The sequence below is a fragment of the Streptomyces sp. TSRI0281 genome, from assembly GCF_001905125.1.
Taxonomy (GTDB): Bacteria; Actinomycetota; Actinomycetes; order Streptomycetales; family Streptomycetaceae; genus Streptomyces.
In genome coordinates, this window is the sequence record NZ_LWLE01000015.1 from 1 (window position 1) to 13,824 (window position 13,824).

Sequence of the window (13,824 nt, forward strand, 5' to 3'; positions counted from 1 at the left end):
CTGCCGACAACCCACCCCATGGCAGCCCTACGACACCACCTAACAAAGCCCTACTAGCCGACAGGATCGCCTGGGGGACGCTCCGCAGTTGGCGTGAGCAGTCGTATCCTTGTTTCCATGCCGACGCGTCACAGAGAACTGGTCAGTCCCGGCACCCGGATGAAGTTCCGCTCGCTGGCTACAAACTTGACTCTTCGTACGATTGCCGAGGCGTGGCAGAGCCACAACTTCGCCCCCATCCCCGACGACGAACTTCGGTACACAGACTCAAGCGTCCGCCGCACCAACTTCGAGTCCTACGCTGCAGCCGTTGACTGGACCGACCGCGGCCACGTGACCAGGGCGTTGCGTGTGTTCGAGGACATGATTCGGACCGGACTGCGGGAAGGGTGGAGCGGACCCTGGCTGGACGATCTGGCGGAGCGCATGCAGCAAGACGGCCTGCAGATCGATGAACGCGGCCGCATCACCGAGATTCCGGGCACCTTGACACCAGCAGTCCCTACCCAGGGCTCGTCTCGCACGGGCAACCTTAGGGTGGCGCTCACGGAGGTGTCGCGGCGTCGCATCGCCGAGGCCCTGAGCACGACCGATTGGACGGGAGGGCTGGGCGACCTCTCGTTCCTCGAGCGCCTGTACGACCTCGATGCCTTGCCGAGCCACGACTCCCGTTTCGCGACGGCACGAGAAGACATCGCCAAGCACCGCTACGCCAACGACGACTGGGACAACGACTGGATCTTCAGCGACGACCGGTTTGGCCTGGGGCGCGGCCCGGACGAGACGTTGCTTCGATTTCTCAGTGAGACCGTTCACCCTACTGTGCGCACGGACGAGCAGGAGGTCGCGCATCTCGTGACCGTGCTCAATACGGTGCTGGCTCCTGACGGCTACATTCTGGAGCCCGCGACCGTGATCAGCGGATACCCGGTCTATCGAGCCAGTCGCTTGGCAGATCGGGCGGCATCCGGCGCGTCGACCGGAGACGTTGCCGCGCGAGAGGACCCGGATCCAATGTTCGGCTCCCGGCACAGCCCTGCGCTGTGGAACTCGACCTCCTCGGCGGCGGCCGATGACGCAGCGCGGGTGCGACGTCTGGCCCGCGGAGAGCGCAAGGACTATGCCTGTGAACGACTGCCGTTCGCTGACGGCGGTCAAGCAGACGTATTTCGCGCGATACACAAACCGACGGGTGCCAAAGTGGTGCTCAAGAAGCTCCGCGACCGGAACCCGCCCGAGCGCAAACGCGCCCGGATGAAGCGCGAAATTACCCTGGGCCGATGGCTCGATGGGCACCCGCATGCCATGCCGATCTTGGATGCGGACCCAGGCCACACCTGGTTCGTCATGCCCTACGCTCCCTTCACGGCCGAGCAGCGCAGGGACCAGCTCGCCGAACCATCGGAACTGAGGAAACTCGTCGACGCCCTGTGCTCGGTGTTGTCCGCCACCCACGAGGCAGGGTGGGTCCACCGAGACATCAAACCTGCCAATGTGCTCATGCACGAAGGCCGTTGGGTCCTCGCGGACTGGGGCATCGCCCGACGCCCGCGCGGACAGACCACGGACCCGCAGCGCACCCGCGTCGGCGTACGGTTCGGCTCGGACGGTTTTGCTGCTCCGGAACTCTCCGTCGACGCACACGGCGCTACAGACGCCGCCGATGTGTACAGCATCGGTCAGCTAATTGGCTGGGCCGTGACCGGAAAGATGCCCGCGATCAACGTGCCGCTCGTGCCCCCGGCAGGGCAGTGGAGAAGTGTCGTTCGGCAGGCCACACAGACCGATCCCGCTCGCCGGCCTCCCACTGTCCAGGCGCTGCGCCAGCTGGTCATCCAGGAGACTCAGCCCCCAACGCAGTCAGCCTTCTTGAAGGCGCAGGCCCTTCAGCGTGACATGGAATCAGGCTCTGCCACCGCTGCACACGAGTTGATTGCGTTGGCCGCGAGACATACCGATGACGCCCCGCTCTACTGCGACCTGCTGGTCGAACTGCCCTTGCAGTTTCTCCTGCCGGCGCTGCTGGCCGATGCTCAGCGTGCCATCGACATCGTCCGCGCGATGGCTGCGCTCCTGGGTACACACAGGTCTCCTGAACGGGGGGAAGTTGACGCCACCATCATGTGGCTGATTCAAATTGCGCAGCGGGCGGCAGTGAGCGGTGCGCTCGACCTTCTCGAGGAGTGCTGTAGCGGGGCCTTCGAGTGGGATGCCAACTGGGATCAGTGGGGACCCCAGAAGGACATCGCGGCGTGGCTTCGCACCTTGACGGGGGACAGCGCCAGCTCGGTCGCCTCGATACTGCGCCAACACCCCACCTGCGCACAACACCTCAGTCACCTCGCCAACGACGTCCAGGTCGACCACAGAATCCGAGCCGCGCTGACACAGCTTGGCGACGCAAGTCCCGCCCCCTCAAAGGCCGACGCGGTCCGCCCGTCCCCGCCCGGACTGCGGTGACTCGGGGGCGGAGGGGAGACTGCCTGGGCTCCCTGCGCCTTGCGTCGGACGCACTGCACGCGGTGAGTCCCTCACGGCAGACTGTTGGGCCGGGGCCGAGGGCCAAGTACCACGAGTGGTTCCAGGCCAGCTCGTGGGCCGGGTCGGTGGAAGCCTGCCGCAAGACTCCACCCGCGTCCGAGTGGGAGGGCCCTTGGCGCTGGGCCAAGCAGACCGGATCCGACGAAGGCTGGGGCATCCGAGAACACTGATGGGGTGTCGGCTGGGGTTACGTCCACCGGGACAGGGCCAGCCAGCGCGCTTGGGAGTGGTGGACGGACGGGAGGCCCCTGCCGTCATCTGTTGGCGCGTACCGGAAGGGAGTTTCAGGCGCCAGACCCTCTTTGGCGCGTTGGAGACCGTCGAATTGCAGGCAGCGTACGGTGCCTGTGGCGGGTTCCGTGTGGGCCAGTAGCCACGGAGTCAAGGACCGCAGGGTGCCTTCGCGGGAAGCGAGGATTGGCTGTCCCGTGATCACCGGTGCGGGAGACGACACCGTGTTGGGGGCCGGCTTTCCGACCCCTTGAAGTGTGAGTACCTCAAGGGTGTATTGGTTGCCGTCGTAGGTCATGGAGGTGGGCACTACGAGATCGGCGCGCCAGGAGGATGCTGCGCGGTGCGCGAATCGGCGTAGCAGTTTGTCGAGTTGGTCAGCCTGGTCCGCTGTGGGTGTGTCCCGGCCGTGCGCGAGGGCATTGCGTACAGAGATGAGGCTCTGTACCGGCTGGTGATCAGCTCGCTCCGGGGTGATCCAGGAATGTACTCGCCGGAAATCGCTGCCCGAATCGGGCAGGATCGCGAGAGCGGTGCAGATGTCGAACCAGGTGCCCATGCTCGGGGCTGCCAGCCGATCCGGCGTGATCCCCCGCAGCGGTGCGGGCGGGGTGCTGCTGAGCCCCAGAACGGCGACGAAGCGCAGTATCGACTCCAGCGTGTGCAGGCCCTCGCGGATCTTCTTGTCAGGATCGGCGGCTCGGGCATACCTGGCAAAGCGATGAGCCAGGGGAGTCGGCAGGCGGTGGGTGGCGAGTTCTAGGGATTCGCCCAAACGATCGGTGACGGTCGCTGCGCATCGGTCCAGCAGTTCTTCTCCGGCGGCGTCCTTGACGACCCAGTCGACTGCATCGAGGCGGAGCGCCTCGATGACCTGTTGCTTCGAGCCTTCTCCGGACAGTACGAGGCTGGGAATGCGGCATTTCTGCTCTTTGAGCTGCCGTAGAAGCCACAGACCACCCCATTCCTCGGGCGGCATCTTCATATCGATCAGCAGGAGGTCGAACGGGTGGGTGCCAATCTCCTGCAGAGCGGTGTGGCCGTCTGCGGCGAAGCGCAGGCGAGCGCCTTCCTTGTGCAGCGGTCGGCACAGAGTGCGGGCCACGTCCATCTGGTCGTCGGCAACGAGGATGCGCAGGTTGGCCAGCCTCTGGGTCATGCGGACTCCGTTGGCGTAGAGGTAGTGAGTGGCAGGGTGGTGAGCCACGCGGTGCCGGAGGGCGTGGCGATGAGGCTGAGTTGTCCGCCGACCTTGGCGAGGAGCGAGCGGACTCCGAGGAGGCCAAGGCCGTTGCCTCCGGCTTTCGTGCTGCGGATTCGCTTGCCCGAGTTCAGGGCGGAGGCGATGTCTGTTGGAAGTCCGGGGCCGTCGTCGGAGATTTCGACGGCGGCTTCGTAATCATCGGCGGTCCAGTCCAGGGTGATGGCCCCGCCGTTGCGCAGCGCTTCGATCGCGTTGCCGATCAGGTTGTCGAAGATGGCGGTCAGGGCTCGTGCGCCCAGTGCGACGTGGACGGTGCTCTTGGCCGTGGGAATCGACAGCGAGATGCTGGCAGGAAGTCGGGTGAGGATTGCTCCGGCATAGTGGCGCAGGAAGGCTCCGAGCTCGACGCTCTCGGTGCCCGCTGACGTGAGCATCGAAGTTGCTGCGCGCAGGCGTAGCGCGAGGGTGTGTGCCTCGTCGAGGTGCCGGCTCGCGGCGAGTTGTTGCTGCAGGCGGGCCGTACGGCTCTCAGCGGGTTGGGAGTTAGCGAGGCGGCCGGCGACAAGTTGGTTCTTCAGATCGTGCAGGAGGTCCGCCACGGCTGCCCGATATGGTTCGGGGCTCGGTTGGAGTGCGGCCATGACGGCTTGGGTGATCGGACCCGGTTGGGGCGGGGCCTCGGTCATGGCGACGATCACATCGATGCCCTGTTCGGTCGCCTCTACGGTGATCGCCCTGCTGGCTGTGGACCAGAGCGAGCACACGTCCTCCAGGATGGTAAGCGACGGTGGTTGAGTCGACCGGAATCCCAGTCGCAGCGGCCGCTCTGCGAGGACCTCGACGGAGGTTTCACCCCCACCTGAGACGAGGGTGGACAGTGCGGCGTCGAAGACTGCTCGTGCCCGACCGGAGATCTGGACAGGAGGAAGCGACGGCAGGGTCTCAAGCCGGTCCCGGTGAAGCATCCGCCAGTCGTCGGCGAGATCGGGCAGAAGGATGTCAGGGTCGTCGGAGCCGAGGCACCGGTACACGTCGCACAACTGCACCAGGTGACGTACATGCGCCGTGGTGATGTTTTCAGGGGTCTCGATCCGCTCCAGGATGTCTATCGCTCGCGCCAGGACGGTGTTGAGGTGGTCTGGGACAGCGGGCTTCTCCACGGCCTTCCGGAATGCGTTCCGCAGGTGACTGCCGAGTTGCAGGGGAAGGTCGAGGCCCAGCAGCTCATCCACGCCAACTGCCCACTGGAGCAGCACCGGAGCATCCGAGGCGAGATGAAGCCCGAATAGGCGTGCGTCGATCCATCGTTGCGTTGGAACTGGAGCGGCGTCGAGTATATAGGCCTGCTGGGCGAGGAGAAACCGGGCGAGGGACCGATCCTTCTCCTTGGCGCCGTCAAAGGAGCGGGCCGGGGATCCGTCGGCGAGTCGGTCGAGGACACCCAGCACAGCCAATGACGCGCTGTGCTTCGCGGGTACCTTGCCCGGAACGGCAGTGCCCTCCGTTTTGAGCGTGACGCCCAGCGCCTCGCTGGGCAGAACGGCGACCGCCGTGAACCGTTGCAGGTGGTCCGGCCCGGTGACCTTGTGCTCGTAGGTCACGGGGAGCTTCATGATGCTGGCCGTGCGGCCCAGACGCGTCGTGGGTTCGACCGGTCGTGGCGCGCTTGGTGCCACCAACTGCCATGTCGGGGCCCATTCTTTCGGCCAGCAGTCGGCAAGCGATCCCTGGAAGCCCCCGGCCTCGGAGACTGCGCCGATGACGGCTTGGAAGGAGTCGGCCCCAATTTCCAGGGGTATGCCGAGTGATCGCTGGCCTGCACCGAGGAGCAGCCCTGATGCTAACCCGACCTCATGGAAGGCGGTGTTGTACACATCGTTGGGGAGAGTGACGAAGGCGAATTCGGCGGGGGGCGTTACGACAATGCGTCGTGCAGTGGCGAGCAGATGCTCGTAGCCAAGTATCTGCGACCCTAGGTAGGCAAGGGCCTGATAGTCCTGCTGGCGGTATCTCTCCATCTGGTGGCCATTTTCGTACGCCCATGATGCGTGTACGAGTGCTTGGGAGAGCAAGGGGCGTGACGTCTCAGGAAGTGAAAAGAGCGCCTCAAGGTGCCGCACGGTCCCTACATGGGCGCGCGATGCGGGGATCTCCTGGGCGCGCGGAGGCGGTGAGACAGCGGTGTCCCGCGCCGCAAGGACCTGAGGCACGTGTCGTTGCAGGAAGTCGAGCGCTGCCAGCTGACTGGCGGCCTTCTTGCTGCTGCCGCTTCCCTTGCCGGTCCGCCGACGCGTGTCAGTGACAACGGCCCGGAAGGCAGGGGCATGCTCGGGGCCACCGCGCACGTACTCCCAGGTCAACGCTGCGTGGCCCACAACCTCATACAGGGCGGTTTTCGGGTCGTTGATGCTGGATGCGATCTCGCGCTGCTGCGTGGCCAGGTGCTCCTCGAGCAGCCGTCTGGCTACTTCTTCCTCGCCTTCCAGGCACAGCACACCGATGAGTTGTTGGCACAGAAGAGTAGTGACCTTCGGCGGAAGCGTATTTCTGTCGAGTCCGATGCTCAGGGCCGCGGACTTTCCGAGCCACTCCTGACATGCGGTCCAGGCCGGAAAAGTAGCGACAATCCGGGCCACATCCTTGCTCATCGTCCCCGAGGTGGGATTCGCGGCACGGCGGTACCGCTCCACCGCGGCCGTCTTCCACAGGAACGCACCGCCCAGTCTGCTGAGAGCGTCCAAGGAGGACTGTGCGACACCTGGTAGCGCCGCCCGGCTCTCGTAGAGGTACGACCTGTGTACCAATGCCACGGCGATCGCGTTTCGTGCCCCGTCTCTCAGGGCGGGAAGTCCCAGAGCGTCCAGGTGCTCGAACGCTGGCGCAGCCTCCCGGACTCGCGTTTCAACGGAAAGTTCAAGCACGCCAAGGCGTGCCCGGCTCCGATCATTCTCAACGGTCGTCATATACAACCCACCCCCGTTGGTCCGTCAGCTCCCCACGAAACAGTATGGCCGAGGAGCAGTGGGATGGTCTCGAACTTCGCTTGGCACAAGCAATGTTGCCAAGCCGGCGCGGCTCCATGACCGGTTCCGTCGCCGGAGGGTCTTCGCGATATGCTGTGGCAACGGAAGTATCGCGGCCACCTCGTCCCGACCCCGGCGCGTACGAGATCGGCGTGGACACATACGCGCAAGAGGCTCCGGGCGGTGCATCTTGTGCGAGTGAGCTTGCCGGTCGGGCGGCCCAACAGGGCGCCCTGGCCGACTGGAGAATGTGTGCCGCCTCCAGCGGGATCTAGAAGCACGCGAAGTGCGTTGGCCCTTTCGCCTCGTCCTGGTCCCCCTGGCTCATCCGCAGCTCCGGAGTCGACCCAGGAGGAAGACGTGCCGGTGCTGGAGAGCACGCCCCTGGGTCTCAATGTTCACGCGAACCACCGACGGCGTTGCCGCGTCCGTCAGGTGCTGGAATTGCTGTACCCGGTCAAGTTGCTGTCGGCGAGCGCCCAGCCCCTGTGGCGCGCCAGAGGGAGACAGCCGCGCCTCACGAAAGTGTCGCCAGTCGCGAAACGACCACGGTCTGAATGCTGCGCGCGTGTAGCAGGGCGCCCGCGCTGAAGTACACGCGTGGGTGAGCTTGCGCGTTGTCTTTCGGGGTGGCAACGAGGGATTTCGCCCGCATCGTGGGCGTTCCGGAGTGTGTCGGGGCCTGTGGCGCCGGCTGGCCCGCTGATGACGGATCGTCGGCGCTTGCTGTGTGCTGCGTGCCCTCTGACCTGGGTCCTACTGAGGTTGAACTCGGGATGTCGTGCTGCTGGTCAGGCAGGTCGGATGGAGGCCGGTCTCGGTGAGACAGCCGTCTATGAGGTGGCTGCGGTATTGGATGTGCCGCAGGCCGCGTCGGACGGTCTGGACGAGGTGTTCTGGGGTGCTGAAAGCGACGTTGGAGAGCCATCCGCGCCGTAGGAGTGACCAGATGCCTTCGACGGGGTTGAGGTCGGGTGCGTAGGGCGGCAGGTAGTAGATGGTCAGCCAGTCGCGGGTTTCGGCGAACTTTCTCAAGGCGGCTGCCTTGTGGACGTTGAGGTTGTCCCAGATGAGCACGGTGGGGCCGTCGAGCTGCTGGTGGGCGGCGATCAGCAGGTCCCGGTAGTCGCGCCAGGAGAAGCTCTTGCGCCCGTCACGGTTGCCGTCGTCGCGACGGGGCCGGTAGATCAGCCTTGACCGGTGTCCGGGTTTGTAGCAGGTCAGCGCGGCTATGGATATGCGCCTGCGGGAACGTCCGCGGACCCGGACTACCGGGGTGCGGCCGCGTGGCGACCATGTCTTCGCGTGCGGCGGCGTCATGGAGAAGCCAGCTTCGTCTTCGAAGACGAGCCAGGCTCCACGGGCCGCCGCGAGCCTTCCGCGCGGGGCCACACCTCCTTGACCCACCCCGCGACCGCATCGTCGTTCCGCTCCATCGCTCTGCGGGCCGGGACCTGGCAGGACCAGCCGTTGCGCACCAACAGCTTCCGCACGCCCTGGATCGTGTACGTCAGGTGGAAGCGCCGGCCGATCACCGTCTTGACCCGGGCCAGCGTCCAGCGCTGGTCCTCCCAGCCATGCGCGGCCGGCCCCTTGGCCAGCTCCGCCTCAAGCTGAGCGAACTGCTGATCGCTCAGCCTCGGCAGCGACGCCGGCCCCTGCGACCGCAAGGATCGCGGACCGCCCTCGGCCCACGCGTGACGCCATCGCTGGACCGATCGGACACTGACCCGCAGATCTCTGGCGATCGCGGTACTGCCCTCGCCCAGGGCGAACCGCTCGGCCGCCTTGAGCCGTAACTCCTCGCGGAACTGCTGTCGTTCGGCGGTCAGCCCGCCCCCTTGTGGATACCGCATGACTCCGGTGATACCGCAGCCACCGGCCAGCCGTCACCCCTTACGACACCACGAGTTCAGCGTCAGTAACCAACGTACCTGGCTATGCGGAGGGTTGGGAGAGTGTGGAGGTGGACGAGGAACGAGCAACCGAGCGCGCACTGATGAGCGTGCTGCACGCGGCGTTGGACGACGAAGAGGGCGGCGTGACACTCCGGGGGTCTGTCCATGAGCAGCCCGGTCATCCACGAGTTGGGCATCTGGCTACGGAGGAGCTGAGCTTCGACGAGCAGGAACAGCTAGTCGTCACCCTGTCCGCCAGCCTTGAGGCGATGCCGGAGGACGAGTTCGAGGCCAATTTCCGCAAGCTCGACCGAGAACACCAGATCGAAGTCGAAGACGCCATCCGCGACTTCGCCGCTCATGCCGTCGGTGACGAGAGCTGGGACCAGTGAGCCAGGGCTCCGCCGACAGGCGGGCATCTCAGTCGCGGTGGAGCAGCCGCCCACCCACCATTGGGACGGCCAGACGTGATGCGTGACCGCACCGGGGGGACGGGGTCCGCTAGATGAGGCAGTTCGAAGTCGCGGCTGTTGTGCAATGAGTGAGTGGTCGGAGGAGCGGTGGTGTCAGCCTTGTGAGAGTGCGGCGAGGTCTGGGTCGCGTTGCCGGGTTCCACGGGGGCGACTTGGGGACCAGTTGGGGACCACACGGTGTGCGCGATGGTGCACGACGGAGCCTGCTGTGCACATTATCCGCCCCGATTAAGTCTGTTATGTCCAGAAAATACCCTTGGTCCCTACTCCTGGGGGTCAAGGGGGCGCAGGTTCAAATCCTGTCGTCCCGACTGGAGACAGTCGCAGATCAGGGCCGGTTTCGGAGAAATCCGAAACCGGCCCTTGACCGTTTTTGGGGACCAGTTGGGGACCGGCGCCCTTGACCGGCGTCAGTGGGTCATGGAGATCGGGCCCTGCAGGGAGCGCCGCCCCTGCGGCCGTGACTTTGTGTATGTCCGGGTGCGGGTAGCGCTGGATGGTGGTCTGCGAACCGCGACCGGCGATCCTGCGGAGGGCGTGCAATCCGGTGTGCCGGAGGTCATGGCGGCATAGATGCTTGTAGCCGAGCTTGGTGACCACGTCGTCCCAGTGTGTGGCGTCGCGCAGGACGGCGGTGGAAATGTGTCCGCCTCGCGGGCCCGTGAACGGGCGGGCGTAGGGATTGGGGTCGGTGGACAGGATGGGCTGGGCGGCGAGGGGGCGGATCTCCTCGCCGATGGGAACCTTGCGGGCACGCTTGCCCTTGGTGCCCTTGTCGGTCAGCCCGCCGGGCGCGGGGGTGGTCTGGCGTCGCACGGTCCAGATCCACTGGGTGGTGTCGATGGCTCCGACGCGGCAGCCTGAGGTCCCTCCGATCCGTGCGGCGGTGCACGCGGCGAAGACGACCACGTCTCGGCACGACACGCATCCGCCGGCCTGACAGGTAGGGGTCGAGTGTTTTCAGCTCCAGGCTGCGCAGGGCGAGGTCCATGTTCGCGTTGCCGTATTCGGCGAGCTTCATGGTGGCGAGCGAGGGGGACAGCCCTGCCCCAGCGGCTTCGATGATGGACTGGAGCCACTCCTGCGCTTCATCCTCGTCCGCCTTTCCTGCTGACAGGGACAGGCGCCGCTTCGTGGCCGGATCGAACCCGCGCTCGTGCGCGGTAGGGGTTGAGCCGATCGGGGCGGTAGTCGATGTCGGTGGAGAGTGGAACGCCGACCGGAACAATGGGTTTCTCGGCCATCAGCCTTCTCGGCGCGGGACGGTCCGGTGGCTGTGCAGCCATTCGTCAACGTCGAGCGCGCTGTACACGATGACGCGTTCCGAAACGGAGGCGCAGCCGTTCAGCGGAGCTGTTCGAGACCTTGGTCATGCTGCGCTCTCGCAGGCAGCTGTCTGTGCCGGTTCTGACGCCTGACGTGCCGCAGCGCGGGTCGCGATCCAGCTGGTGAGCGCCACGGCAAGAACGGCAGGAGCGAGCGCCCAGGCTGCGAGGTCGGCCGGGCTGGTGCCCGCGGTGAGCAACGCGCCGCCGAGGGCAGCTCCGACCGCGGAGCCCAGGTACATCGCGGCCATCTGGAACGCGATGATGGGCATCGCCCGCGCGGGCCGGTCCGCGGTGAGCGTCTGCTGCAGCGTCGGGACGCTCGCCCAGCCGGCCGCGCCCCAGACCGCAGCCGCGATCAGCCACACGGTCGGCGAAGAGGAAAGCCACGCTGCGGCAAAGCTCAGCGCCAGCAGGGCGGGCAGCGCGACCAGCAGCGTCTTGGGGCCGTAGCGGTCGAGCGGCTTGCCGATCAGTGCGGAGCCGGTGACGCCGCCGATGCCCCAGGCCCAGACCAGGGCAAAGCCCAGGTCCCCGAGCCCGCGGCCCTCGGCCATGGGCAACAGGTAGGTGTAGAGGCCCAGGCTCGCGACGCCCAGAAGGAAGGCGGCCGCGACGCCGACACTGGTCCGGCTCGATCGCAGCACCGTGAACGCGGACCCGCCCGCCGCCGAGTCGAGACGGGGGAGCGTCTTCGCGCGGAAGGCCAGCGCCGCCATGCTGACCACGCCGATGAGCACGACCAGGGCCATGGTCCAGCGCCACCCGGCGTTCTGGCCGATGATCATCCCGACCGGCACGCCCGCGACGGTGCCCGTGGAAAGCCCGAAGGTCACCAGGGACATGGCGCGGCCCCGTTCGTGGTCGGCGACCATCGCGGCGGCAGTGGCGGTCGCCACGGCCGTGAGGATGCCCGCGCCCACGCCGGCCACCACGCGCGAGGCGAGGAAGACCTCGATGCCCGGCGCGACCGTGGTGACGAGGTTGCCGAGGTTGAACAGCCCGAGGGCGATGAGCAGCGCCCGTGCCGTGCTGCCGCGGGTAAGCCTTCCCGACAGCAGTGGCCCGGCGACCGCGTAGGCGGCGGTGAACGCCGTGACGCCCAGGCCGATCATCGACACCGTGCTCGTCAGCGAGTCGGCGATCCGGGGAAGGACGCCCGCGACCACGTACGCGTCAACCCCCAGCGAGACGGCGGCGACGACCAGGGGCCACACCTTGCGGATCATGCGTCGGCCTCCCCGCGGTCGTCGGCGGCGCTCTCGTAGCCGGTGAGCACCGTGCCGAGCAGGCCCGGGAAGCGCGCTTCGAGGTCATCCTCGCGCAGCCGGATCATGCACTTGCGGCCCTCGGCGCGCACGAAGACCACGCCGGACTCGCGCAACAGGCTCGTGTGGTGGGTCAGCGTCGAGCGCGGCAGTTCGGGGCCGAGGTCGATGCTGTCGGTCTCGCCCTGCTCGGCGAGCATGCGCACCATGTTCAGCCGCAGCGGCTCGCTGAGGGCGAAGAGCACGCGCGGGATCGCGATCTCGTCAGTATCTGGGTGGTGATAGGTCCGCGGGGGCAACGGTCATCCTCAATCGTTCGAAAATAGTCGCACAATAATCGTGCGGGAATTCTGGCACGATTGAGTTGGGTGAGCAAGCCGAGATGGGCCGGCGACTACCGACGGCGGGCGTCATCGTGAGACGGTCGCCCGCCGGTCGGCGGGCGACCGCGGTGCGGGAGGTTCGCGTCGCGGGTTGGCTCGCGGACAATGACGTCCGCGCCATCGTGCCCTTCGACGTCGGCCAGCCTGTCGAGCGCGCTGGGCGAGTAGCCACGCTCTGGGACGAGGTTCCGCTCCAAGCTCACGGCTCCATCGCCGACGTGGCACTGGCGCTCAAGGAACTGCACACCCGCGTCCCCCGTTATCTTTTTCGCGGTCCTGCAATGGGACCGCTGGCCTCCGGGCCCGGTATGACTGTGTCCCCTCTGTCGAAGGCATGACCTGGGGGGTGGTGTCGCCGGGTCCGTGGGGTGCTGTCGGAGACGCTGATGAGAGACCCGGCCACCGCCCGGTCCGGCGCAATGCCGGGCAGAGACGTGGGCGGCAGGTCTGCATAACGTGGATGCGCGAGCACGGTGCCGTTGCCGAGGCCGGCATGGTCAACGACCTGGAGAGGGTGCGATGTTCGACATCGAAGGCGTGGGCGTCTTCCTCGGGATGGACGTCGGCAAGACGGCCCATCACGGTCACGGGCTCACCCCGGGCGGGAAGAAGGTCTTCGACAAGGCGATGCCCAACAGTGAACCGAAACTGCGGGCCGTCTTCGACAAACTCAGGGCCAAGTTCGGCACCGTCCTGGTGATCGTGGACCAGCCCGCCTCGATCGGCGCCCTGCCCCTGACCGTCGCCCGCGACGCCGGCTGCCAGGTCGCCTACCTGCCCGGACTCGCGATGCGCCGGATCGCCGACCTCTACCCGGGCGAGGCGAAGACCGACGCGAAGGACGCCGCGGTGATCGCGGACGCCGCCCGGACGATGCCCCACACGCTGCGGTCGCTGGAGCTGACCGACGAGATCACCGCCGAGCTCACGGTGCTGACCGGCTTCGACCAGGACCTCGCGGCCGAGGCGACCCGCACCAGCAACCGGATACGCGGCCTGCTCACCCAGTTCCACCCCTCGCTGGAGCGCGTGCTCGGCCCGCGTCGAGCCCCCGGTGCCGTTCGCCCCCGGTGCCTGGCTTGCCACGCTCGCCGCACGGCCGCGGCTGACCGGCCGGTTGCCCTCCGGGCCCGGCGGGCACCACTTCACCTGGACGCCGTGCGACGTCACGCGCGCGGGGCGTATAGGGCATGTCCGCGTGCCGGCAGGCACGTGCGGCCGCTAACCGGCACGCCTACCTCGCTCGGCATGTGACCGACGCCGCCGACCGGTCCGGGGGAGCGAGCCTCGCGCCGAACCATCCGGGTCAAGGGAAAGACGCTCGCTTCCCGCCCCGCGCGCCCGCCGGGGATTGCGGGACAGTCCTTGGCCCGGTGAAGGGCCGCCGACCGTCATGTCGCACCCTGTCCGCACTCGCGTTCCGTCACACTGCGCACTGTGACGGATGCACGGAGTGGTGGAGGTGCGGGCTCGGCCGG

The 13,824-nt window shown here is 67.0% G+C and carries 7 protein-coding genes and 2 pseudogenes; 3 read left to right on the top strand and 6 right to left on the bottom strand.

The window, feature by feature from the left end; genetic code table 11:
* Positions 1-117 precede the first annotated feature (117 nt).
* Positions 118-2,460 (top strand): protein kinase domain-containing protein, encoded by a 2,343-nt coding sequence (locus A6A29_RS21880; protein ID WP_143197029.1) that lies wholly within the window; start codon positions 118-120, stop codon positions 2,458-2,460.
* Positions 2,461-2,728: 268 nt separating this feature from the next.
* Here the strand turns inward: A6A29_RS21880 and A6A29_RS21885 are convergent, their stop codons facing one another.
* The 3 genes from A6A29_RS21885 to A6A29_RS48120 form a co-directional block, all read right to left on the bottom strand.
* Positions 2,729-3,931, bottom strand: coding sequence for a response regulator (locus tag A6A29_RS21885; protein WP_073722166.1), 1,203 nt, complete (start codon positions 3,929-3,931; stop codon positions 2,729-2,731).
* A complete protein-coding gene (locus A6A29_RS21890) occupies positions 3,928-6,717 on the bottom strand; it encodes an ATP-binding protein (RefSeq protein WP_158074436.1) in 2,790 nt (929 codons plus the stop codon). Before A6A29_RS21890 ends, A6A29_RS21885 begins: the two co-directional genes overlap by 4 nt.
* A gap of 1,038 nt (positions 6,718-7,755) precedes the next feature.
* Positions 7,756-8,855 (bottom strand): IS630 family transposase gene (locus A6A29_RS48120; protein ID WP_443333358.1). Its coding sequence is split into 2 segments (ribosomal slippage): positions 7,756-8,391 and positions 8,394-8,855, totalling 1,098 coding nucleotides; the frame shifts between segments, so codons are not numbered across the junction.
* A 110-nt stretch (positions 8,856-8,965) separates the two neighbouring features.
* Here A6A29_RS48120 and A6A29_RS21905 point away from each other — a divergent pair.
* Positions 8,966-9,289 carry a hypothetical protein gene (locus A6A29_RS21905; protein WP_143197030.1) on the top strand — a complete coding sequence of 108 codons (324 nt, stop codon included), beginning with the start codon at positions 8,966-8,968 and terminating at the stop codon, positions 9,287-9,289.
* A 516-nt stretch (positions 9,290-9,805) separates the two neighbouring features.
* On the opposite strand, the pseudogene A6A29_RS43240 reads toward A6A29_RS21905, so the two are convergent.
* The 3 genes and pseudogenes from A6A29_RS43240 to A6A29_RS21920 all read right to left on the bottom strand — a co-directional run.
* Positions 9,806-10,614, bottom strand: a pseudogene (locus tag A6A29_RS43240) (site-specific integrase); the annotation flags it as partial.
* Positions 10,615-10,739: 125 nt separating this feature from the next.
* Entirely contained in the window at positions 10,740-11,924 is a 1,185-nt protein-coding gene (locus tag A6A29_RS21915) for an MFS transporter (protein WP_073722176.1), read from the bottom strand.
* On the bottom strand, positions 11,921-12,208 hold the full coding sequence (locus A6A29_RS21920) for an ArsR/SmtB family transcription factor (RefSeq protein ID WP_198953132.1): 288 nt from the start codon (positions 12,206-12,208) through the stop codon (positions 11,921-11,923). Before A6A29_RS21920 ends, A6A29_RS21915 begins: the two co-directional genes overlap by 4 nt.
* A 657-nt stretch (positions 12,209-12,865) precedes the next feature.
* Here A6A29_RS21920 and A6A29_RS21925 point away from each other — a divergent pair.
* Positions 12,866-13,489 (top strand): annotated as a pseudogene (locus A6A29_RS21925) (IS110 family transposase); the annotation flags it as partial.
* Between the last annotated feature and the right edge of the window lie 335 nt (positions 13,490-13,824).